The sequence below is a fragment of the Liquorilactobacillus ghanensis DSM 18630 genome (genome assembly GCF_001435235.1).
Lineage (GTDB): Bacteria > Bacillota > Bacilli > Lactobacillales > Lactobacillaceae > Liquorilactobacillus > Liquorilactobacillus ghanensis.
On the sequence record NZ_AZGB01000015.1, the window covers coordinates 35,706 to 60,343 of the forward strand.

Genomic DNA, 24,638 nt, shown 5'->3' on the forward strand with positions numbered 1-24,638 from the left:
TGTACAACGATGAATATCTTAACCTATTTCGTAGGAATTTACCCAATAACTAAACAGCTACACCTTATAAAAAAGCATTTTTCCGACTGAACGTCAAAAAAATGCTTTTTTAATTATGATGCACTAAAATTTATTTTACGCCATTAGCTTGATTATTAGACTTAATATAAGTATTCATCGCATCTTCTGCTTGCTGCAATGAATTTTTGATATTTGAACCGTTATAAATTTGATCCATCGCTGTTTGTGTTAAAGTTCTTTCTTGGATCAAGCCTTGCAAAAAGACACCAGAATTAGTTTCGTCCGGTTTCGTTTTACTTAACTGCTCACTTGGTACTTTGGCTGCCGGAACTTTTTGATAAAGCTCCTGTAACACTTTTTCCTGCTGTGAATCTTTATTCAGTGCCAAATAACCGGTTGCCGCTTGCCATTGAGCTTGATTTTCAGGTTTCATTAAGAACTTGATAAATTCCCATGATCCACGTTGAACCGTTGCCGGCTTGTCATTAGAAATCCAAATAGATGCTCCACCAATTGCCACACCATTGGCTTTTTGACCATCTGGATGCGGATAGTAGGTAATTCCTAACTTATCTTTAGTTCCAGCTGTCAATTGACTGATATCAGCCGATGACTGCAAAAATATCCCTAATTTACCAGACAAAAAGGCTGCCATTTCATTAGCTGAAGCGCTAGAACCTGAACCAAAATTCATTAAAGCACCAGATTTAAGATTTTCTTGAACCCATTTCATCGCCTTAATTGCTCCTGGGGTATCAAAATTAACTTTGGTTGGCGTTCCATTATGACCATCAGCTTGATTAGCCATTGATTCCCCAGAATTTGCCATAAACTGTTCAAATAACCAACCATAGATCTCAACGCTTAATCCCTTAACTTTTTGATGTGAACGCTGATACAGTTGCGTTGCTACGCGGGTAATATCACTATAACTGGGATCTGTCGGTGGTGGTGTAATATGATATTTTTTCAGCAATGTCGCATTATAATATAATACCGGCTGTGAAGTATTAAATGGCATTGATAATAATTTACCTTTTTCTGAATAAAATGCCCGTGCCACTGGTGAAATCTTGTCAATATCATAGTGATCTTGATCAACAAACTTCTGAACTGGGGTCGTATAACCACTGTGATAAATTTGACTAGTTGAGATATCCATTGATTGGAAAACAGCAGGTGAAGCATCCGTCCCATGCGTATTCAAAATTTTTTGAACAGCTTCATTATAATTACCTTCAAATTGTGAAACTACTTGATATTTAGTTTGTGACTGATTGAATTCCTTAACAAATTCATTTAATTTTTGCTGAGCTGGTCCAGTCATTTCATTCCAAAAAACAACTTTTGTCCGCTTAGTTGCCTGTGCCCTAACTTGTGTTGCCCAAACTCCTCCGATTGTCAATATGGCAGCAGCCGTGCCAATAGTTTTTAATAAAGCTTGTCGCATTTTCATCATTTGACTGCCCCTTCATTCAAACCGGATTTGAAATAATGCTGACCGATAAATAAAACCAGTAATGTCGGAATAACAACAATTGCCGCACTGGCTTGAATCATCCCCCAGTTATTGAAGGTTTCTTGAGACTGCAACTGGCGCAACCCATCTTGAACTGGACGAAAGTTATCACTAAACGTTGTCAGCATTGGCCATAGATACTGATTCCAGCTGGCTAAAAAACTGTAAGCAGCCAAGGTCAGCAAGCTAATTCGACTATAAGGCAAAACTACTCGCGCATAAAATTGCCAGTGGGAAAGTCCTTCAACATCGGCTGCTTCTTTAACTTCAGTTGGAATTTGCAAGAAAGCCTGGCGCAGCATGAAAATGCCAAAAGCAGACGTTAAGAACGGCACAACCATAACTGCATAGTGATTTAACAAATTCAAACTGCGGACAGTCGCAAAGTTAGGAATAACTTCTGCTTCAAATGGCAACATCATTGTCGCTAATACTAAGTAAAATAATCCATCCCGTCCTTTAAATTTCAAAAAAACAAATGCATAGGCACTCATTGAGCAAAATAACAGTTGCGCCAGCATAGTCAAAATTGAAACAACCAAGCTATTAAATAAGTAACGGATAATCGGAGTTTGCGTGATTGCCGCAACGTAATTATCCAACGACAGATGGCTGCTCCATAAAGCTCCCTTGGAAATATCAGCTGTTGGTAAAAAGCTGGTCCAAAACCCTAAGATAAAAGGAATTAGAATAAAAATCGTCAAAATCAGCAAAACAGTATATTCCAAGATTTTTTGACGTTTCGAATGTGCTTCAATCATTGGTATGTCACCCGCTTTTCTAAAATTTTAAATTGGAGGAAGGTAAAAATTGCAATAATAATTGCTAGAATTACCGATTCCGTACTGGCTAAACCATAATTTCCATTTAAAAAGGCATCTTGATAAATTCGATATACCAACAAATTGGTTGCATTGTTTGGGCCACCGGCTGTCATTAAATCAATTAAACCGAAACTCTTAAAAGATTCAATCAAAGTAATAATTGAAACAAAAAAGACTGTCGGTGAGATCATTGGTAAAGTAATGTGGAAAAATTGATAACTCTTGCTGACACCTTCAATTTGTGCTGCTTCATATAAATTAACCGGAACTGTCTGCAACGCACCAAAGAAAATCAAAAAAGTAAAGCCGAGATTCATCCAAACTGTACTGATCACGATTGCGGTCATCGCCCACCCAGGTTGCGTCAGCCAATTAATGACTGGCAAATGTAAAACACTGGCAATCTGATCCAGCAGACCAATTGAGGGATTAAACATAAACAACCAAAAAATAGCAGCCACTGAAACTGAAACACCCATTGTTCCAGAAAAAACCGTTCGGAAAAAGTTGCTACCCTTAACTTTAAAAGAAGCGGCCTGTGCTAATAGCAGACCAAAAATCAAAGTTAAGATTGAAACAGCAATTACGTAAACAAAAGTCGCTTGCAAACTGGCCAAATAAGAGCTTGATGTCAAAAGACTCCAATAATTCTGCAAACCGACAAACACAGTTGGTTTACCCAAATTATTTGTCAGAAACAAACTTAAATATAATGTCCGCAGCATTGGATAAAATACAAAAACTGCTAAAACAAGTAATGATGGTCCTAAAAACCAGATTGCATGTAATTTATCACGAGCATTTACATCATAACTGACTGTCTTTAAACTGCTTAAATTTTGTGGCAGTTGCTTAAGCTTCTTGGAGTTGTTGGTTACTTGTTGTTCCAATCTGCTTCCCCCTTTCAGCAAACAAGACTGCTTGCTGCTGTTCATTAAAAACAATAAAATTTTGTTCTGCCGTAACCAGCAACCGTTGATTAATCCCAGCAGTCAACTTACCGTCCACCGTAACGCGAACCAGCTGTCCATTATCCAACTCAGCATGAATTACTGACTGTGTACCCAAATATTCAAGATTACGCAAAGCAGCGTTAGTCTTTTCACTTGCAAAGTCAGCTCGCAAGTCATTAGGCCGAATCCCTAAATAATATTTGCCAGCTGGCAGCGGCTGGTTTAAATTAACCGTCAACGACTCATCAACAACTAATTGCTTAGCCACTGCATGTTGAACCGGTAGCAAGTTAATTCGTGGTGTGCCAAAGAAACCTGCTACGAAAGCATTTTGCGGTCGTTGATAAATTTCAGTCGGAGTGCCGACTTGTTGAATCTGCTGGTCATTTAAAACCATGATCCGATCAGCCATCGTCATTGCCTCAATCTGATCATGTGTAACATAAATTAATGTCAAACCTAACCGCTGCTGTAATTCACGAATTTCCGAACGCATTTTTCCGCGCAGCTGAGCGTCCAAATTAGACAACGGTTCATCCATTAAACAGATTTTGGCATCACTGGCAATTGCCCGAGCTAAAGCAACTCGTTGCCGCTGCCCACCAGAAAGTTCGCGGGGTTTCCGCGCTGCAAATTCACTTAAGTTAACTAATTCCAGCGCTTCTTTAACTCTTTTTTCAACTTTAACCGGCGCTAATTTCCGCGCTTTTAATCCAAAACCAACATTGTCATGAACATTTAAAAAGGGAAAAAGGGCATAATTTTGAAAAACCATTGTTAATTTTCGTTGCTGTGGCGGCAATTGATTAACGACTTGATTGTCAATCTTTAAAATCCCTGCTGAAATCGGGATCAACCCGGCGATCATTCTCAACAAGGTACTTTTGCCGCAACCTGAAGGACCAACGATTGCGAAAAATTCTCCTGTTTGAATTTGAACTGAAATATCCTGCAAAACCAAATTATCTGCATAACTTTTAGCAATTTTTTGCAACTCAATGGACATTTAACCACTCCTTTTTTTAAACAACCTAAGTATAGAAAAAGAATGTAATGAACCAGCTTTGATTCAGTAAGCTTTATGTAACGTTTTAGTACCGATTTGTTTACAAACTGCTGACGAGTCAAAATTTATGCAAAAAAATAACAGGTTAGCCTCCAATAAGCCAACCTGTTTAAAAATTCAATTATTATTTATTTTTTAGTTGTTTCCTGCTGCTGAATCTTTTCCAGTTGCTGATACTGTCCCATCATCCATTGTTTGTAATTCTTACCTTTGGGCATAGTTTCCGTTACTTGCAACACTGGAACATTGTGTTGTTTAGCTAATTCGACCAAATTACCGACTGTTTTATCGGTTGCTTGCGTATTTTGAACAAAGAAGGCAATTTTATGCTGTTTAATATCGTTCTGCATTCCCTTGACATCTTTAGGTGCTGGATCAGTTCCATCTTCAACTGATTTAGCAAAACCTGTGTTGTTTTCCTTATAACCTAATTCCTGCAAGGAATAATCAAACACCGGTTCACTAACATCAACTAATTTATTGTCACTATTCTTGCTCAATTGCTGAACCTTAGCTGAAAGCGGTGCTAAACTTTTATTGAACTTTTTCGCATTCTTTTTGAAATAAGCACTGTTTTTCGGCTGCAATTTACTAAATTTGGCCGCCAAGCGATTAGCAACAGCTGGCATTGTTTGTGTACGATACCACAAATGCGGGTTATCGCCAGTTTTTTTATGTAGCACATCTTCACCAACTCTAATAACTGTTGCTGAACTATTGTTTTTAGCTAATTTTGTCATCCAGCTATCATATCCAATACCGTTATATAAAATTACGTTCGCAGCACTGACTTCTTTAGCTACTTTACTAGTTGGCTGATAATCGTGCGGATCGATACTTGGTTCATTAATCACTGATGTGACTGTTCCCTTATTGCCTAAAACTGCTTTAGCTGCTTCACCATAAAAATCAACTGAAGCAACAACTTTAATTTTTTTATTGCTATTATTTTTTTGACTACTATTGGAACAAGCAGCCAGCCCCCCAGCAACAAACATTAAAGCCAAGATTGATAACAATAAACTCCACTTTTTTTTGAACATTTGATCTCTCCTTCATAACTAATAGTAATTATTACTGTTTTCAGTATAACAAACTTAATCAGTTTGTAAAGAGTAATCGTTACGTTTTAATTATTTTTAAGAAAATAACTACTTTATTTCAGCAATTCTTTTGGTTGTACAAAAGCCTGCACAAAAGCAGTTGCCAACACTAAAACGATTCCGCTGATCTCAGCTGAATTTAATTCAACTCCTAAAAAAGCTACTGCCAGAATAGTTGCTGTTAAGGGCTCAAAGGAACTCAACATCCCGGTAATTGCTGGTTGTAAAAAATGTAAACTGTGAAGATAAAATAAGTAGGCAAACATCGTTCCGCCGATCACTACATAGACTACGGCGGTTAAAACGGTGGTACTCAAAGTTATCCGTGTTTGCAATAGTAATGGTGCAAAAGGCAGACTGCCAATTAGCATTGCCCACCCCACAATTAAACTGGTATCAAATTCCTTTAATAAACGTCGGGGTAATAAAGTATACGCTGCTTGACCGATGGCAGCTGCCAATCCCCAAATAAGACCAGCGGCTCCAAGTGAAAGATTAGTTAAGTTCCCTCGTGTTACCAGTAAAAAAACTCCTGCAAAAGCAATGATGATACAAAACAAATCACTGCGTCGCGGCCAAACTAACTGACTGATTGCTAAATAAATTACAATTAACAATGGGCCTAAAAACTGAATAACTGTTGCAGTTGCAGCATTTCCATAATGAATTGCTTCAAAATATGCAAATTGTGATGGTACCACTCCCAAAAAGGCAAATCTAATTAACTGCCAGCGGCTCCATTTCTGTTGCCAAACTTGCTTGATCGCCTGATGCCGTCCAAATTTCAAAAACAGCAATAATAATGTACCCGAAAAAAACAATCGAATTCCAGTCAACCAAATTGGTTTGATTGCAGTTGCACTGAAAAGATATTGAGCAACGGTCCCAGAGGCCCCCCATAAAACACCGCTGCTAATCGCATAAAATAGACCTTTTGTTTGATAACTTTTCATTTTTCTCCCCCTCGTATTATAAATTCTTCATTAAAACTATGTATTTGCAAATACCGCACAGTAATTTTCAAGCATTTTTTTCAACACCAACCAATCTTATTTTCAAAAAAGGGCTGCAACAAAAACTAAATCTTTGTGCATCCCTTTTACCAATCATTAATAAAATTTTTAAATGAATATTGCTAATCGTAAAATTATCAGCTATTCATAATTTGTACTAATCCCTAAACAGCCGCGACTTTTTTAAACAGCTGCTGCGCCCCACTTCAAGGTTTCAAAATTTCGGCCGTCAAAAGTTTGCATAATTGTCACACTAGCAGTCGGAATCAAACCATCTTGACGGAAATCATCCAACGGGACTTTTTGCAGTGATTTGAGCAAAGCCGTCAACAACAAGCCATGGCTTACTACCAGTAAATTAGCCGTTGCCAACTGGCGTTGATTAGCAAAAATAATTTTTTTCAAAGCCAATTGTCCCCGCCGGACTAAAGCTGAATAACTTTCAGCACCGATTTTTTCAGCAGCAAACTGGGCGGGATGATGATAATAATTAAAAAAAACTGCTTCATGCTGATGCTGGCTAACGGGAGTACCATCCCACTGTCCTAAATCCATCTCACGCAATTGTGGAATAATTGTTAATTGTGGTGATACTGTTGCGGTGTTTTGTTCCATCACTAATTTGGCAGTTGTTAATGCCCGCTGCTGCGGTGAACTGTAGCAATGAGCAAATTCAATTTGCTGCAATTCTTCCCCTAAAGCTGCAGCTGCTTGCTTACCGTCAGCTGTTAATGGTGAGTCGGAACGACTGCCATTAAAACAAGCTGCCTGATTAATTTTAGTTGATCCATGCCGCACAAAATACAATTTCATTTTCTTAACCTCTCACTTAAATGTTTGCAAATAAAACTCTGCTATTCGTCTTTTTATTCTATACCTTTTTTATTTTTTATGAAATTCTACCAATTGATTCGATACAAACATTCAGTGAGATTTCAATTTTCCTCCGAATAATAATATCTTTACTAATACTAAAAAATAAATCGGCTTACCGAACCGACTTACTAAAAATGTTATCTACATTAGCTTCAATCTTTCATATTGTACTGTAAATGGTATTAATAAAATTCACTAAAAAGAGGGCTAATTAAAGCCCCCTTTTATGCAGTTGACGATACCAAGGAATGTGGAAAGTGATTAACTTCCCGCAATATTAACGTAGCATATAATAAACTCATTTTCAATATAAAATGAATAAGATTCACTTTTAAATATTTTTATGCTCGTTTAATACACAAAAATTTGTTTAGTACCTATTTAATATCACGGTCAATTATCCCTACTTATTTTGTGCTTCTTCAACTAAGGTAGTTATCAGTTGTTGTTGAATTGACCCTAAACGATAATTTTTTCGATAAGCCAAAGAAATTAAAAAATGCGGCTGTTGCGGATCGGTCAACGCTAAAGAAACTAATTCTTCATTTGCCGGCACAGCGATTTCGGTCAAAAAAGCTATTCCGACATTTTCTTTAACCATCGCCTTTAAGACATGGACATCACTAGTTTGATAGACAATATTCGGTTTAAAATCATATTGCTGACAAAATTGTTTAAAAGCCGTGTTATGAATAAAACCTTCATCTAAAACAATAAAATGTTCTGCAACTAAATCTTTAAATGATACTTCCTTTTGCCGAGCTAATGGATGCTGCGGACTGACAATAATTTTAAAATTGTAGTTTCTAAATAGTTGAGCTGTAATTTGATGCTGTTCGATCGGTTGCAATGAGGCGATCAATGCCAAATCCAGTGAACCTTTTAATAATAACTGCAACATATCTTTTGAACCAGTTTCAAAGGTCTCCAAATGCTTCATCAACCCCTGTCGCAACAAAGCTGGAGTGATCGATGGAAAATAGTACGTTCCAATAATCGGTGGTAAACCAAACAAAACTTTGGTGCTGTTGATTCTTTTCAATTCTTTTTGCGCCGTTGCCAATTCATTCAAAACCTGCTGCACATGCTCATCCAGTTGATAACCGCTGGCTGTTACCTGTAATTCATGGTGCGATTGATCCCGAATAAAGAGCCGGCTGTTGAACTGTTTTTCAATTCGTTTGATTGCCATCGTAATTGTCGGTTGACTAACAGAAAAATCAGCTGCTACTTTTGAAAAATTTTTATATTTTACAAGCTGATGAAAATATTTTAGATCTTTAATATTCATAAACTCCTCCATTACAATCTTTTATTTTATCATATAAATTTTATTAATAGTAAAACTAATTTTTGACTATACATTTTTTTCTGTGATATACCTACAGCCATAGACTTTAAATTTATTTTAAAGCGAAACGGATATAAGGAGGAATTTCATTGAACAATGCACAAGCTATTTTAAAAAACCCCTTCATTAACAAAGGAACTGCTTTCAGTTTAGCAGAAAGACAGCAATTAAATTTAATTGGTGCCTTGCCGACAGCTGTTCAAACCATTGAAGAACAGGCTAAACAGGCTTATGGTCAATTTCAAAGCAAAGAACAGCCATTAGAAAAAAGAATCTTTTTAATGAACTTGTTTAACACTAATCGAACCTTATTTTACTATCTGATGGGACAGCATATTGTCGAATTTATGCCGATCGTTTATGATCCAGTCGTTGCTGAATCAATTGAACAATACAACGAATTATTCATGCAGTCACAAGAAGCGGCCTTCATTTCAATCGATGATCCTGATAACGTCGAAGCTTCACTCAAAAATGCTGCCAGCGGACGTGATATTCGCTTAGTTGTTGTAACCGATGCTGAGGGAATTCTTGGTATGGGCGATTGGGGCGTTAACGGCGTTGATATTGCTATTGGCAAATTAATGGTTTATACAGCTGCAGCTGGTGTCGATCCAGCTCAGGTACTGCCAGTTTCAATTGATGCCGGGACCAACAATCAAAAACTCTTGGATGATCCGCTTTATCTTGGAAATCGTCATCAGCGCATTTATGGAAAGCGCTACTATGAATTAATTGATAAATTCGTCGCAGCGGTTGAAAAACTATTCCCTGAAAGTCTGCTGCATTTCGAAGATTTTGGCCGTTCCAATGCTGCTAATATCTTAGAAAAATACCAAGACAAAATTTTGACTTTTAACGATGATATCCAAGGAACCGGGATCGTGGTATTAGCCGGTGTTTTAGGTGCCCTGAATATTTCTCATGAAAAAATTACAGATCAGAAATTTTTGACTTTTGGAGCCGGAACTGCCGGAGTCGGTATCGCGCAACAGCTAATGGACGAATTGATGCGCCAAGGCTTAAGTGCAGCCGAAGCTCGGCAACACTTTTATCTGGTCGACAAACAAGGATTGTTATTTGAAGACACTCCTGATTTAACACCTGGACAAAAATTATTTGCTCGTTCACGCAGCGAATTTGCTGCTAGCGAAACGCTAACCGACTTAGCTGCTGCAGTCAAAGCAGTCCAGCCAACTGTGATGATTGGGACCTCGACTCAGCCAGGTGCTTTCACTGAAGCAATTATCAAAGAAATGGCAGCTCATGCTAAACGCCCGGTAATCTTCCCCTTATCAAATCCTACCCGGTTAGCTGAAGCCAAAGCAGAAGACCTAATTAAATGGACGGCTGGTCGTGCTTTGGTCGCAACTGGAATTCCGGCGGCAGATGTTGAATATAATGGCGTTGTTTATCAAATTGGTCAAGCTAATAACGCTTTGATGTACCCAGGAGTTGGTTTTGGAGCAATTGCCGCTGCAGGTAAAGTTATTAACGGTGAAACCTTATCGGCTGCCAGTCATGCCTTAGGCGGCATTGTTGATGCGACTTTGCCGGGAGCAGCTGTTTTACCACCAGTTGCTAAAATTCAAGAATTTTCACAAACAATTGCTGAAGTAGTAGCTCAAAGTATTATCGAGCAAGGTTTGAGTAAAGAACATCTTACCGATGCCAAAGCAGCTGTTGCCAAAGCAAAATGGGTTCCAAAATACTAATTAAAATTATCACGTAAGGAGAAAAACATGAAAGTCTTTTTAACTTCAGTCTCAAGTGTTGCTGTCATTGTCTTAATCATGGCACTGGGATATATTTTACGTAAAAAGCACTGGTTTTCAGATGATTTTGGAAAAAATATTTCTTCACTGATCACTAAAATTGCTTTACCGGCCTCGATTTTTATGGCCGTTATGAAAAATTTAACGCGTGGCAAGCTGCTTAGTTTGTCAACTGGTTTATTATTTCCGGCTTTAGCAGTCATTATCGGTTACTTGATTGCTTGGCTAACGGTTAAAGTTTTAAAAATCAAACCCGGTCGTCGGGGAATTTTTATGAACGCCGTAGTCAATGCCAATACAATTTTTATCGGTATGCCATTAAATAATGCCTTATTTGGTGATAAGGCAACAACTTATTTTCTGATTTATTATATTATTAATACTGTCTCAACTTGGGCCTTTGGTGTTTTCTTGATTTCCAATGATGATCCAACAGTTGATAAAAATGCCCAAAAGAAACACGAAATCAATTGGAAAAAGATTTTACCAATGCCATTAGTCGGCTTTATTGTAGCCATTTTTTGGATGTTGCTTAATTTGCCAGTACCAAACTTTGCTGGTCAAACCTTAAATTACGTTGGTTCATTGGTAACTCCGCTATCATTAATTTATATTGGGATCGTCTTGGCTGATGCCGGTTTGACCAATATGAAGCTTGATCGTGATACTGTCTTAGCACTGCTTGGTCGTTTCGTCCTTTCACCAGTTGTTTTGATTTTATTGATTAAATTCGGAGCTGGTTTTGGTTTGAATCTGCCGACTTTAATGCGTCAGACACTTGTAGTCCAATCAGCAACTCCAATGCTGGCTGTGCTGCCGATCTTAGCTAATGAAGCTCACGGAGACGTTAAATATGCCACTAATATTGTGACTATCAGTACTGTTCTCTTTATCTTAGTTGTGCCAATCTTAATGGGAATCTTGCAATTTATCTAATATATTCATAATTTGCTGAGATTGGGCAATCGTTATCTAATTATAATTACCGTATTAAATAAAATTTCAAAAAAGCGAAATCAATTTTTAGGTTGATTTCGCTTTTTTATTTAGATAATTTATCGTTTAAAACTCCTTTATTGCTTGTTTTAAAGCCATCCCAGTCCGTGAACGAGGCTGTTTCAGTGACGCTTGCGGAGAACCGGCAAAACATAGCTGACCACCATATTTACCAGCATCCGGTCCCAGATCAATTAAATAATCAGCCTGACTAATTACACGTAAATTGTGTTCAATCAATATTAAAGTGTTGCCTTGATCAACCAATTGATTGAATAAGTCAATTAATTTTTCTGTATCTTTTAGATGCAAGCCAGTAGTTGGTTCATCCAAAAAATAAAATTTTCCTTGATGATTTAATTCCAACGCTAAGCGCAAACGCTGGATTTCACCGCCGGACAAGGTAGTCATTGCTTGGCTTAAGTCCAAATAACCTAACCCGACTTTTAGCAAATAATCCAATTTTTGACAAATTTCTGCTTGATCAGCAAAAAAAGCAATCGCTGCCGTAATCGGCAAACTCAGTACTTGGTGAATATTTTTTCCATGGTACTGATAACGTAAAACTTCTGGATTATAACGATGCCCGTGGCATAACTCACAAGTTTGAACTACCGGGTCCATAAAAGCCATATTGGTAATAGTCACACCTTTACCTTTGCAGCGCGGGCAAGCTCCTTTACCATTATAACTGAACAATTGCATCGATACATGATTAGCTTCAGCAAATAACTTGCGAATTGAATCCATAATTTTTAAATAAGTTGCTGGAGTTGAACGAATATTAATTCCGGCACTAGTTTGATCAAGATCAATATAAGGAACCGTAATTTGTTGCTTGATGGCATTTACCAGTGTGCTCTTACCCGAACCGGCTGGACCTGAGACAACTGTCAAAACACCTTGGGGAAACTTAACGTTAAGCTGCTTAAGATTATGCTGCCGAAGATTTTGGACTTCCAACCATTTAGCAGGCTGGCGCGGTGTCTTAAAGTGTAATGGTCGGCGCAGCATCTTGCCGGTAATCGTCTGCGAATGCAGCAATTGTTGGTAAGTGCCGCTAAAGGTAACCTTTCCGCCTTGCATTCCGGCTTGCGGCCCCATCTCAACTACCCAATCAGCAAGTGAAATAATCGCTGGATTATGGTCAACTAAGATAACCGTGTTACCTTGATCTTTTAACCGCAGTAAAGCTTTTCTTATTAGTTGAATATCATGCGGATGCAAACCGACACTTGGTTCATCTAATATGTAGACCAAATCAGACAGTGAACTAGTCAGGTACTTTGCCAACTTGATCCGTTGTGTTTCACCTCCAGACAGTGTATCGGTACTGCGATCCAATGATAAATAACCTAACCCGATCTCAATCAAAGCCTGAATCTTGGTTAATAACTCGCGAATGACGCCGGCTGCCAATGGTTCCTTGATTTTTTGCAAGAACGCGGCCGCTTGAATAAGATCTAAAGCTCCTACCTCAGCAATATTTAGACCATTAATTTTACAAGCCAATGATTTTGCCTGCAAGCGCTCACCGTGGCAAAGTGGGCACACTTGCCGACTAACAACTTGTTTGATTGCTGCTTGGTGATGTTTTCCTTCAGCACTATGCACAATTGAGCGCATAATTCGCGGAACCAATCCTTCGTACAGCTGAGTTTTCCCCCACCATGCCGGCGGATCTTTCAATTTTTGCTGTGGTGCATGCAACAATAATTCCATCTCTGCTGGTGAATAATCTTTAAGTTTCTTAGCTGGATCAAATAGCCCCGTTTTGGCATAACGTTTCCAACGCCAAGTACCTGGCCGAAAACTGACAAAAGTAATAGCTCCATCATTTAACGATTTATTCAAATCTATAATTTTATCTTCATCCAATTGATCAACGTAACCTAAGCCTTGACATTTAGGACACATTCCTTGCGGCAAATTAAATGAAAAATGCTCTGAATAACCAACCCAAGGCTGACCGATCCGTGAAAACAACAAGCGCAGCAACGAATAAATCCCAGTATATGTTGCCAACGTTGAACGCGCATTTTTACCAATTGGTTTTTGTTCGACCACGATCGCCACTGGAAGATGTTCGATCTTGTCAACTTGTGGCTGGCCAAATTTAGGAAGATATTGCTGCGTAAAACTAGGAAATGTCTCATTTAGTTCGCGCCTAGAAGTTGCTGCCAAAGTATCAAAAACTAATGATGATTTACCTGAACCGGATAAACCGGTAAAAACCGTTAATTGATACTTAGGAATCTTTAAATCGACATGCTGAAGATTATTTTCAGCAGCATTTTTTATTTCAATAAAACCTTGCTGATAGATTTTGTCCACGATAATTCCTTCTTTTAACTAATCATTAATTCCTGCAAGCGTTGTCGCAAAGCCGGATCTGTCGCATATATCCCCAGACCATAACGACCCCGTTTTAATAAGATATTAACTACATTTTTAATTAACTGACTTCTAGCGGCTGTCAGATCTGCTAAATCTGCTTGATGACGTTTTTGCAAAGCTGTTTGATCTTCAAATTTTTCTGGATGAATCACAATGCTATCTGCTTGAAAATCATACGTTAAGCTGGGGCCCAAGATTACTCCGGCATAGTTCAAATCAAAACCTTGAATTGTATAAATTGAGCCGACTTCGTATAAAGTCTGTGATTGGCTGGCCCAAGGACGATCTTGATAATTAAACCGATCCCATGGCAATTTGAGCGTTCCAGCAGTCACATACCACGGTTCTTTACTGAAGACCCGAAATGGAAAATCAGTTGTTGCCAACATCCGCGACAAACCGACTTGCTGATCTTTTTGCTTAATCCAATCAAATAAGGGCTGCCCATCTGTGAAAATTTTTAATTCATAATCAGCAGTACGCGGTGGCGGCAATAGTTTTCCCGCAACCAGCTGATCAATCCAGTCTGCCACCGCTGGTGATTTGAGTCGCAATTGCTGTTGCAAGCGAACAATTTTAACATGATAACCGGCTAAATGCTGCTGCAACATTTTTTCAGACCAATAACTTTTCAGCTTGACAACTTGTTTAAAATCCAGCACCAAAACTAAAACGTGAGTACATTTCAATAATTCATCCAGTTGATTATCAGCTTGAAAATGATTAAAATGATCTGCTTGACTCAATAATAATTGCGCTTCATCAACAAAAACAATATCTGCTGATTGCTGTGTCTTTTGACAATGATTAATAAACGGTGTCGGTTTTTGAAAATTCTTTTTATACAAAAAAGGCTGTTGCTGAGCTATTTCCCAGTAAATTTTCAACATCTCGTTATGATTGACCAACAAATAATTTTTAGTTCCCGCTAAGGGCGATGTCGGCTGTTGCGCCTGCTGCTGCAGTGAACTAAAAACAGTACTTAAAACGGCACTTTTACCTGAACCGGCATCCCCGGTAAGTACAAAAACTGCTGGTTGCTGATCATGCCGGTGTTCTTGCGCAAATTTTAAAATCTGCCGTTTAATCTGCTGTTGCTGGATCGTCAATTCTGCTTGATCCGGTAAAATAAAAGTTGAAGCTGCTAATGACAAATTGATTCCTCATTTCTAACCATGCGACAAAATCAAACTAAACCAACAAGTTAGGTTGGTCAGCAAATTTTTTTATATACTCTGCCTGCAAACTGACCCCTAAACCCGTTTGTTGCGGCAGTTTGATCTGACCATTTTTCAAAATAAAACGTTCATTAATTAAATCGGTTTGATAATAGCGTTCGCTAGCTGAAAGATCTCCCGGATAATCAAAAACTGGCAAACTGGCTAAAGCCAAGCTGGCTGCACGACCGATTCCTCCTTCCAGCATACCACCGCACCAAAGCTTTAGCTGCTGTTGCTGACAATATTTAATGATCTGCAAAGCAACGGTAAAGCCGCCAACCCGCGAAGCCTTTAAATTGATTGCCCGACAACTACCCAATGCTACTGCTGTTTTAACATCATCTAAGCTTAGAATGTTTTCATCCAAACATATAGCCAGTGACAGTTTTTGCTGCAGCTGTGCATGTTCAACCAAGTCGGTTGTCCGCAATGGTTGCTCAACCAGCAGCAGATTCGGTAAAGCTGCCAATTTTTGCAATTGTGGTAATTGCTGATAAGACAAACATGAATTAGCATCCAACATAAATTTAGCTTGCGGGAACTTTTGCAATAATTTAATTGCCTGCATTAATTCGGTTGCATTACGCAATTTTAATTTAATCCGTTGATAACCGGCAACTAAAGCTTGTTGAATGATTTGCTGCTGGACCGCAAATTCCGCTTGAGCTCCCAAACTAATCCCAACTGCTATTTCAGTTCGTGGTTTAACAGAAATGAACTGTCCCAAATATTCTGCCAGACTAAGCTGATGCTGCTGAGCAAATATATCCCAAATCGCCATTTCTACCGCTGCTTTGGCTGCTTGATTCCCCTGAATGTCAGCTGTCAACATGCTAAAGTCTTGCGGCTGCCATAAGTTTTTCCCTCGCAATCGGGGAATGATTTGCGTTTGTATTATCCAGCGCGCTGTTAATTGTGTTTCCGCTAAATAAGTCGGTTCAGCAAATGCTTCAAGTTCACCATAACCATGAAGCCCGTTTTCAGCAACTGCCTCTATTAAAGTCAGCGGCCGACTGCTGGTATTGCCATGACTGGTTGCAAACGGTTGTTTTAATTGCAGTTTAACCGGTAATAAAGCTAGTCTGCTTAATTTCACAATAGTCCCTCCCGCATAAAGAGCTGCCGAATTGCCGGCCAATTTTCTAAATGGATATTATGACCAGCGGCTGGAACAACATAGCGTTTGACTTGCGGCAGATCAGCAGCCATTTTAGCTGTTAACTTCTGAAATTTAAAATCCAGTGCTCCGGTCAGCAGTAACACTGGGCAATGAAGTTGTGACAGGGCCGGCCAGTAATTTGGCATACTGCCGGTGCCCATCGCCAGCAAACTTTTCGCCAGTCCTTCAGGATCTTGCTGCAGCCGCTGTTGCCGAATAAATTGTTGCTGCGCTGCCGGTAATTTCTTTTGTGAAGTAAATAATGGCAGCTCTTCCCATTTATTAACAAAAGATTCCAAACCGCAGTGTCGTAACTGCCAAACCAACTGAGCATCGTGGTTCCGGCGGAGCAACCTTTGCTGGGAGTCATTTATTCCAGCTGTACTGCTTTCTAAAATCAAATATTTAATCAGTTTTGGATGGCGGAGAGCTAAAGTCAAAGCTAATCGACCGCCCATTGAATAACCCCAGACAATCAAAGGAGCCCTTAAATGCTGCTGAATCAGTGCTGCCAGCTGATCTGCCTGCTGCTCAATTGTAAAATCAGCTACCGGAAGTGCACTGGTTGTTTTTCCATGTCCCAATAAATCTGGTGCTGCAACTGCTCCAGGCAATTCTGGAATCAACGGTTCAAAATCAGCATGACTACCCATAAAGCCATGCAGCAGTAACCAACCGGGAGCAGGTCCTGATTTTTGATAAAGCTGATATTCTGCTTGTTTGATCTTAATTTTCATTAAATCATTTCTTTCATGAAAGCTGTTTGAATTTGGTGATTTAACCGGTGATGTGCTTGCAAATTGACCGTTCGCTCAGTTCGAACTTCAATTATTTCTAAGTTATGCAGCGGCTGTTGCAGTAGTTTTTGAAAATCAGCTGGATCAACAGCTAACTGATAATCTGCTTGGTAAAAGGCTGCCAGATGTTGTAAATCAAGATTTTGCGGTGTTCCAAAGACTTGTTCAAACCCAAGTTTACCTGCTTGCGGCAAAAAAGAAAAAATTCCCCCGCCATTATTGTTATTGACAACAACTCTTAACTTCAAATTATAGTTGCGCGCCATTTGCAAACCAGTCAAATCATGAAAAAAAGCCAGATCACCAGTCAATAAAAAGTTTTTATCCAAGGGTTGTTGTGCGGCCATCCCCAATGCGGTTGAATTGATGCCATCAATTCCATTGGCCCCACGATTACAAAAAAGTTGAGCTTGCGGTCGCAGCCAGAAATTTTCAACATCACGAATTGGCATTGAATTACTAATAAATGCATTTCCGTGTTGCAAATTAGTCCCCAAAAAATAAGCAGCAGTAATTTCATTTAATTCCGTTTGTTGATCAAAGTACGCCGCCAATTGATTTTGAATCAAATGTTGCGCTTGCTGCCAAGTTTGCAGCCAAGTTATTGGTGCTGGCTTGATTGTCAAATTAGGTAAAAATTCAGCTGCTGTCATTGGAAAGTAGTAATCAGCTTGTAAAGTTGTTTCAACATTGCGATGATGCTGATCTAAATAATAAACTGGGACTGATAATTTTTTCAGCCAATTACTGATTGCAGCTGAAACCAGTGTTGCCCCAGTTTGGATCACTACTTCCGGTTGATAAGCTGTTAACTTGTCCATTGGCATTCGACACAAAAAATCGGCTGTACTGATCAGATTTGACTGCTTAACTGCTCGCAGATTACTCAAGGGATCAGCAATAATCGGCCAATTAACAGCTTGCGACCATTCCAATAAACACTGGTTATTAATTTGAGCTGTTTTTTTGCCCTGCGGTCCGGCAATAATTATCCCCCGCTTACCAGTCAACTGTTCTTTAAGCTGTTGCAACTGATCAACGCTCAACTGCTGATGAAGTGTCGGAAAATTCAATGGTTGCACATTTGCCGATAAGTTAAACGGCAGCTTGGGCACTAACGGTTTACGCAACGGCCAATTCAAATGAATTGGTCCGGTTGGTTCTTGACACGCTAGTGCTACACTGCGCTGCACCGTTTGTCTCAGGTAATTTAATGCATCAGTTGACGGTTCCGGTAGAGGTAACTGCCAAAAATGCTTAACATGATCGCCATACAGTTTTTGCTGATCAATTGTTTGCGGAGCGCCAATGTCTTGTAATTCTGGAGGACGATCGGCTGTTAAGATCAGCAACGGTAAATGAGAAATTTGCGCTTCACAAACTGCTGGAAAATAATTTGCAGCTGCTGTTCCAGAAGTACAAACTATCAAGACCGGCTCGGCGCTGGCTTTAATCAATCCTAAAGCAAAAAATGCCGCTGAACGCTCATCAACATCAACGTAAAGTTCAATTCGCCGTTCTTGAGCTAATTGAGCTGCCGCTAAAGCAATCGGAGTTGAACGTGAACCGGGTGACAGGACAACTTTTTTTACTTTTTGTGCCAATAATCCTTGCCAAAAACAACTAATATACTCTTGCAATCCTTCAGTTTCATTCATATTTATTCTTACCTTTCAACAAATTAAGCATCGGCTGCATTTTATTCTGCGTCTCGACCGTTTCTTGATGATAATCAGATGCGGCAACAATTCCGGCTCCAGCAAATAAATGCGCTCGCTGACCGTCTAAAAGGGCTGACCGAATTGCCACTACAAACTTCCCCTTGCCGGCAAAATCAAGCCAACCGGTAGGACCACCGAATAAACCGCGCTCCCATCCCTCATACTTGCGAATAAATTCTAAGGCAGCCTGCTGCGGCTGACCACCTAAAGCCGGTGTCGGATGCAGTCGTGCTAAAATATTCAACGGATCAAACTTGCCTTTAGCTGTAATCGGGGTATATAAATGCTGCACGCTGCCAGTTACTAAGATCTGTGGCTCAGTTGGATGTTTAACTGCCAGCTTGAGCTGTGTCAACCGATTAGTTATTGCCGAAACCACAATTTGATGCTCCTGCCGGTTTTTAGTACTCTGTAGCAATTGTTGCCCTAACAACTGCGTCTGTTCTTTTTGGGTCCCGCGCTCAATTGTTCCAGCAAGTGCATCAAGTCGTATTTGTTCAGGTTGAAATTCAACTAATTTTTCTGGAGTCAGACTAATAAAAATTTGTTCCCGGTATTTTAATAAAAATTGATAATTCTGTTGTTTAATCGGTGCCAACCGCTGCCAAATTTCAGCCGCCGTTAATCGTGTAGTTAACCCAGCCGTAATCATCCGCGCCAGCACTACTTTTTCCAATTGCTTAGTTTGAATAGCGGTAATTGCGGTTTGGACCGCCCGCTGCCAAGCAGCAATTTGCGTTTCCGTCACATTAATTAATCCGACCGATTCAGTAGTGGTAACCGCCGAGCCTAACAACTGCTGTAATTGTAAGAGCTGCTGCTGACAAGTTACTGAATCTGATGCACAACTTACCGCCACTGTTTGTTCGGCTGTTTGATAGATTGTCAATTGCGGTAAAAAAAAGTAACCACGTGCCAATTTACTCCAAGTTGCACTTTTATTTTGCAAAGGATCGAACAAAAAACTACCGACAACCAATGGTACTGGTCCGCTATTTTTTAGTTTCAATTGTTGTTTTAATTCTTGATACCATTTTTCCACCGTTACAAATTGATTCTGCCTTTGACTCGCAGCTGGAAAGCACTCAGCCACTGCCCCCAAACATAATTTTAAGGTTGCATTTTCCCAATCATAAAAAACAAACGCTGGATCAAAATGATCAAGCAACCATCCAATTTGAGTTACATTTAATTTAGGTAACACTTGGATTTGATAATTCAAAATTGTTTTCAAAATATCACCTTTGATTTTACTGATTCAATTAAAATACTATCATTCTACTCTATTCATATGCTTTTGCCGTTGATTATAATTTTCGCCCCACTGCGCCATAGCTTGAATCACAGGTGCCAACGTTTGACCCCAAGCAGTTAACCGATACTCCGTCTTAGGCGGGTTAGCCGCAAAAACAGTTTTAGTAATAATTTTATCCTGTTCTAATTCTTTGAGTTGCAACGCCAGCATTCGCCGCGAACAATGCCCTAAATCACGCTGCAAACTGCCAAAATGACAAACTTCATCCTGTAGCAAATGATACAAGATCACACTCTTCCATTTGCCGGAAATTATTTGCAAAGTACTCTCAACTGGACAGCCAGCTTGACAATCATAAATTTGGCGCTTCATTAATTATCACCTCTCAATAACTATCAACTACGGAAAAAATTGTTACTAGTTACATAAATTTCACGATTGTATTCGTTAAAAATAATTTTATCATTGAAACAGTAGAGAAACAAAAAGGAGAGATTTTCTTGAAAAAAATGCAAGCAATTGGATTTCAACAACATTTACCGATTACTGCTGCTAACAGTTTATTTACTTTTGAAACATTGATACCAGCTCCCAAAGATCACGATCTTTTAGTTGAAGTCAACGCCGTGGCAGTCAACCCGGTTGATGTCGGTGTTCGTCAAAGTGGTCACACAACTTTGAAAAAACCGAAAATTCTTGGTTGGGATGCCGTGGGTATTGTTAAAAAAGTCGGTAAGGATGTAACTTTATTTAAACCCGGCGAACGTGTATTTTATGCTGGATCATTTAAGCGCCCTGGTTGCAACAGCCAATATCAATTAGTTGATGAACGGATCGTCGGTCATGCTCCGCAAAAATTGTTGAATGCGCAAGCGGCTGCCATCCCGTTGACTGCTCTAACTGCTTGGGAAGCCTTATTTGAACAATTAGCCATTAAACCGCAAAATCCGCAAAATAATGCAGCTGTTATTTTAATCATTAATGGTGCCGGTGGAGTAGGCTCGATGGCTACTCAATTGGCTCATTGGGCTGGCTTAAAGGTCATTGCCAGTGCATCTCGTCCGGAAACTATCTCTTGGACGATCAAACATGGAGCTGATTTAACCGTAAATCATCACCGGAATTTAGTAACCGAAGTGCATGATCTCGGATATAAATACGTTGATTATTTGCTAGAACTGAATGATCTTGATGGTCATTGGAATGAAATGGCAGAATTAATTAAGCCAACTGGGCAAATTGTTTCTATTACCGAGAATCGACAACCCATTGACCTAAAAAAATTAACTAAGAAACGGGCAAAATTTGCTTGGGAGTGGATGTTTAGCAAATCATACTATCAAACAGCGGATTTACTTACTCAACATCAAATTTTAGAAAAAGTGGCTGACTTATTGAATCAAGGTAAATTGCAAAGTACTTTGACTAAAGAATTATCACCAATCAATGTTGCTAATCTAAAAAAGGCCCACCAACTGGTCGAAACCAATAAAATGATCGGCAAAGTAGTTGTCAGCAATGATGATCACTAAAAAGCTAACTATCAAAAAAGAGAATCAACAATCGATTCTCTTTTTTGATGGTTACAATTTTTTAAAACTGGCAATATTGTTTTAATATAACAATAAGCAAATCCAAATTGGTCCTAAACCTCAGCTACTCAGTTCAGCTGCTTTAGATATTTGCAAGCCTGCTGACCAGCTTGCCGGCCAAAAACAACTGTTTCAGCAATTGAGTTACCGCCAAGACGATTGTTGCCATGCAGGCCGCCAGTAACTTCTCCACCGGCAAACAATCCAAGCAGCGGTGTGCCATTTTCTTTTAGAACTTGCGCTTGGTGATTGATTCGGACTCCACCCATCGTATAATGAACAGCTGGAGCAATATGAATTGCCAAAAACGGTCCAACAGAAATATCTCGTTCCATTCCAGTTGTTCGACCAAAATCCGAATCTTGCTGATCAGCAACTTGTTGATTCCAAGCAATTACTGTTGCAACTAAATTCTTGGGCGCAATTTTAATTTCAGCTGCTAATTGAGCTAATGTCGCCCCATGCTTAACCAAACCAATTTGATCATAAAAATCAACTGCCTTAACATGCTGTCGAATACGTGAATCAAAAATCAAGTAGGCACTTTTAGTTGGCAATTGGTTAATTGCATTAGTAACATTTTTGCGGGTATCCAGTTCATTAACAAATCGTTTGCCATCAGCAGCAACTAAAATTGCGCCTTCACCTCGAACTGCTTCACCAATTAAATAAGCATGATCAGTCTCTTGTTGAACAGTTGGATGTACCTGAACTTGATCCATATCAATTAAACCACCGCCGACTGCTTGAGCTAATGAAATTCCATCACCCGTTGCTCCGGGTTGATTAGTTGTTGGATAATCCGCTAAATCCGGTCGAAATTTTTGCAACAACTGGTGACTGGCGCCAAACCCACCAGTTGCTAAAATCACTGCTGATGCACTAATTTTTTTATTTGTTCCAGTTGGCAGCATAACAGTTACCCCATTAACCGTTCCGTTAGCAGCTTGCAATAATCGATTAACTTGCACATTTGTAAACAATGGGATTTTGTTTTCAGCTAGTTTTTTTAACAGGCCGGTTACTAAATATCCACCAATCGGAGCCCTACTACTAGGGCGATGCGTACGTTTCAAGCTCATCCCACCAGTGATCGTTAAATCATTAAGAACGATCCCTTTGCCGGCTAACCAATCAATAGCAAGAGCTGCATGCGACGTAAAGTAGCGCAGTAGTTCTTGGTTATTCAATTGTCCGCCACCACGATAAGTGTCTTGATAAAATGCTTGATAACTGTCAATAATGCCCTGTTGCAGCTGAATATCAGTTTCAGCCGCATTCATTCCAGAAGAAGCTCGGGTTGTATTTCCTCCGATTTTATTCATTTTTTCCAAAATTGCAACATTGGCTCCTAATTCCTTAGCCTGCAATGCCGCGGCTAAGCCGGTTCCACCAGAACCAATTACTAGTAGATCATAATGATCAGCTAATTTAGACAGCGGTGTTGACTGAAAAATAAATTTTTTTGTCATCGTGTAATTCTCCTTTGCCATTAATGGCAGTCTAATCAATATTCGTCATTTTCAAGGGATCCACCCACTCGTCAAACTGGGCAGCAGTCACTTTACCCGATTTAATTGCTGCTGCTCGCAGTGTACTGCCGGCTTTATCTGCTGCTTGAGCAATCTTAGCACTGTCATGATAACCAATATGTGGTGATAAAGCCGTAACAATCATTAATGAATTGTCAACCAATGACTGCATCCGCTCAGCATTAACTGTCAAGCCGTGAATCATCTTATCAGCAAAACCAATTATTGTGCCCGTCAGTAAAGCTGCTGATTCTAAGAAAGCATCAATTAGGACAGGTTTGTAGACATTCATTTCAAAATTTCCTTGAGATGAAGCCAAGTCAACAACGACATCATTACCCATAACACGAACAGCAGCCATAGTAAGTGCTTCTGCCTGCGTTGGGTTGACCTTTCCCGGCATGATTGAAGAACCCGGCTCATTGGCTGGAATGTTCAATTCAGCATAACCAGCCCGCGGACCGCTAGCCAAAAAGCGGACATCATTAGCAATTTTCAGCAGATCGGCGGCTAAGGCTTTAAAGACGCCGTGAACTGCATTCAAACCTGAATGTGCTGCCAAGCCAGCAAACTTATTTGTTTTTGCGGTAAATTTCACACCGTAAACTTGACTCATCTTAACAGCAATGTCCTCTGCAAAATGTGGAACAGCATTCAATCCAGTTCCCACAGCTGTTCCGCCAATTGCTAATTCCAGTAAAGTTCCTTCTAATTGTTTCAAATAATGCAGATCATGCTCTAACATACTGACCCAGCCACTAATTTCTTGGCCAAATGTCAATGGGGTTGCATCCTGTAAATGCGTTCGACCAATTTTTACTGTTTGCCAATATTTAGCCTGTTTAGCTTTTAATTCAGCGATTAAGTGAGCCACTGCTTTTTTCAATTCACCAACTGCTTGGCTAGCGGTAATATTCATCGCTGTTGGGAAAATATCATTAGAACTTTGCCCGCGATTAACATCATCATTGGCTAAAATTTCGATTTGATCATTGATTTGAGCAGCTTTATGAGCTACAACTTCATTAACATTCATATTAGTTTGCGTACCCGAACCCGTTTGATAAACTTTCAATGGAAAATCTTTTCTTAATTCTATATCTGGTAATGCCAGCAATTGATCAATCGCTGTTACAATCAACTCGCTTTTAGCTTGTTCTAAATTTCCTTCTGCTAAATTTGCTTGAGCAGCTGCCTTTTTTAACTGCAGTAACGCTTTAATAATCGGCAATGGCATATAGTTACCAGTCGGAAAATTATTTCGACTGCGCTCAGTCTGAGGCCCCCACAAAGCTGCTGCAGGAATTTCAACTTCACCCAGTGTATCTGATTCAATCCTAAAATCTTTTGCTGCCATAATATTGCCTCCTCATATTATATAAATCAATTGTTAAATTAATCACAATTAATAATATCCTCAAATTCGGTTCATAGTCAACTTTTATCTAGAAACTCGTTACTTTAGCAA

At 39.4% G+C, this 24,638-nt stretch carries 20 protein-coding genes; 3 read left to right on the plus strand and 17 right to left on the minus strand.

Annotated features, from left to right (window positions below):
* Positions 1–130: 130 nt before the first annotated feature.
* The 8 genes from FC89_RS04355 to FC89_RS04390 form a co-directional block, all read right to left on the minus strand.
* Complete coding sequence (locus tag FC89_RS04355; RefSeq protein ID WP_057871539.1) at positions 131–1,477, minus strand: ABC transporter substrate-binding protein; 1,347 nt, start codon at positions 1,475–1,477, stop codon at positions 131–133.
* Positions 1,477–2,301 (minus strand): carbohydrate ABC transporter permease, encoded by an 825-nt coding sequence (locus tag FC89_RS04360; RefSeq protein WP_057871332.1) that lies wholly within the window; start codon positions 2,299–2,301, stop codon positions 1,477–1,479. The genes FC89_RS04355 and FC89_RS04360 overlap by 1 nt, the downstream gene beginning before the upstream one ends.
* Positions 2,298–3,212: a carbohydrate ABC transporter permease gene (locus FC89_RS04365; protein ID WP_057871540.1), complete on the minus strand. Its 915-nt coding sequence runs from the start codon at positions 3,210–3,212 to the stop codon at positions 2,298–2,300. Before FC89_RS04365 ends, FC89_RS04360 begins: the two co-directional genes overlap by 4 nt.
* Before the next feature lie 4 nt (positions 3,213–3,216).
* Positions 3,217–4,323 carry an ABC transporter ATP-binding protein gene (locus FC89_RS04370; protein ID WP_057871333.1) on the minus strand — a complete coding sequence of 369 codons (1,107 nt, stop codon included), beginning with the start codon at positions 4,321–4,323 and terminating at the stop codon, positions 3,217–3,219.
* A 188-nt stretch (positions 4,324–4,511) separates the two neighbouring features.
* Entirely contained in the window at positions 4,512–5,426 is a 915-nt protein-coding gene (locus FC89_RS04375; protein ID WP_057871334.1) for a metal ABC transporter solute-binding protein, read from the minus strand.
* A gap of 113 nt (positions 5,427–5,539) precedes the next feature.
* Complete coding sequence (locus FC89_RS04380) at positions 5,540–6,439, minus strand: EamA family transporter (RefSeq protein WP_057871335.1); 900 nt, start codon at positions 6,437–6,439, stop codon at positions 5,540–5,542.
* Positions 6,440–6,682: 243 nt separating this feature from the next.
* Entirely contained in the window at positions 6,683–7,312 is a 630-nt protein-coding gene (locus FC89_RS04385; RefSeq protein WP_057871336.1) for a histidine phosphatase family protein, read from the minus strand.
* A gap of 466 nt (positions 7,313–7,778) precedes the next feature.
* The gene (locus tag FC89_RS04390; protein WP_057871337.1) at positions 7,779–8,666 is read right to left on the minus strand and encodes a LysR family transcriptional regulator; all 888 of its coding nucleotides are present in this window, start codon (positions 8,664–8,666) and stop codon (positions 7,779–7,781) included.
* A gap of 149 nt (positions 8,667–8,815) precedes the next feature.
* Here FC89_RS04390 and FC89_RS04395 point away from each other — a divergent pair, with 149 nt between their 5' ends.
* Positions 8,816–10,441, plus strand: a complete 1,626-nt coding sequence (locus FC89_RS04395; RefSeq protein WP_057871338.1) for a malolactic enzyme — start codon at positions 8,816–8,818, stop codon at positions 10,439–10,441.
* Positions 10,442–10,468: 27 nt separating this feature from the next.
* Entirely contained in the window at positions 10,469–11,437 is a 969-nt protein-coding gene (locus FC89_RS04400) for an AEC family transporter (protein ID WP_057871339.1), read from the plus strand.
* Between the two features lie 126 nt (positions 11,438–11,563).
* On the opposite strand, the gene FC89_RS04405 is transcribed toward FC89_RS04400, so the two are convergent.
* From FC89_RS04405 to FC89_RS04435, 7 genes are read right to left on the minus strand one after another with little or no spacing between them, the layout of a single operon-like run.
* Entirely contained in the window at positions 11,564–13,831 is a 2,268-nt protein-coding gene (locus tag FC89_RS04405; protein ID WP_057871340.1) for an ATP-binding cassette domain-containing protein, read from the minus strand.
* A gap of 14 nt (positions 13,832–13,845) precedes the next feature.
* Positions 13,846–15,054: a DUF2075 domain-containing protein gene (locus tag FC89_RS04410; RefSeq protein WP_057871341.1), complete on the minus strand. Its 1,209-nt coding sequence runs from the start codon at positions 15,052–15,054 to the stop codon at positions 13,846–13,848.
* 31 nt (positions 15,055–15,085) lie between these two features.
* A complete protein-coding gene (gene menC / locus FC89_RS04415) occupies positions 15,086–16,210 on the minus strand; it encodes an o-succinylbenzoate synthase (RefSeq protein WP_057871342.1) in 1,125 nt (374 codons plus the stop codon).
* Positions 16,207–17,010: a 2-succinyl-6-hydroxy-2,4-cyclohexadiene-1-carboxylate synthase gene (gene menH, locus FC89_RS04420; RefSeq protein WP_057871343.1), complete on the minus strand. Its 804-nt coding sequence runs from the start codon at positions 17,008–17,010 to the stop codon at positions 16,207–16,209. The genes menC and menH overlap by 4 nt, the downstream gene beginning before the upstream one ends.
* Complete coding sequence (gene menD / locus FC89_RS04425) at positions 17,010–18,728, minus strand: 2-succinyl-5-enolpyruvyl-6-hydroxy-3-cyclohexene-1-carboxylic-acid synthase (protein WP_057871344.1); 1,719 nt, start codon at positions 18,726–18,728, stop codon at positions 17,010–17,012. Before menD ends, menH begins: the two co-directional genes overlap by 1 nt.
* Positions 18,721–20,025 (minus strand): isochorismate synthase, encoded by a 1,305-nt coding sequence (locus FC89_RS04430; RefSeq protein WP_057871345.1) that lies wholly within the window; start codon positions 20,023–20,025, stop codon positions 18,721–18,723. Before FC89_RS04430 ends, menD begins: the two co-directional genes overlap by 8 nt.
* Positions 20,026–20,064: 39 nt before the next feature.
* Positions 20,065–20,418 (minus strand): winged helix-turn-helix transcriptional regulator, encoded by a 354-nt coding sequence (locus tag FC89_RS04435; RefSeq protein WP_057871346.1) that lies wholly within the window; start codon positions 20,416–20,418, stop codon positions 20,065–20,067.
* A gap of 137 nt (positions 20,419–20,555) precedes the next feature.
* Between FC89_RS04435 and FC89_RS04440 the strand changes: the two genes are divergently transcribed.
* Complete coding sequence (locus FC89_RS04440) at positions 20,556–21,578, plus strand: zinc-binding alcohol dehydrogenase family protein (protein ID WP_057871541.1); 1,023 nt, start codon at positions 20,556–20,558, stop codon at positions 21,576–21,578.
* A 128-nt stretch (positions 21,579–21,706) separates the two neighbouring features.
* Here FC89_RS04440 and FC89_RS04445 read toward each other — a convergent pair whose 3' ends face one another.
* Together FC89_RS04445 and FC89_RS04450 are read right to left on the minus strand one after the other, a co-directional pair.
* The gene (locus FC89_RS04445; RefSeq protein WP_057871347.1) at positions 21,707–23,110 is read right to left on the minus strand and encodes a flavocytochrome c; all 1,404 of its coding nucleotides are present in this window, start codon (positions 23,108–23,110) and stop codon (positions 21,707–21,709) included.
* A gap of 31 nt (positions 23,111–23,141) precedes the next feature.
* Positions 23,142–24,527 (minus strand): class II fumarate hydratase, encoded by a 1,386-nt coding sequence (locus tag FC89_RS04450; RefSeq protein WP_057871348.1) that lies wholly within the window; start codon positions 24,525–24,527, stop codon positions 23,142–23,144.
* Between the last annotated feature and the right edge of the window lie 111 nt (positions 24,528–24,638).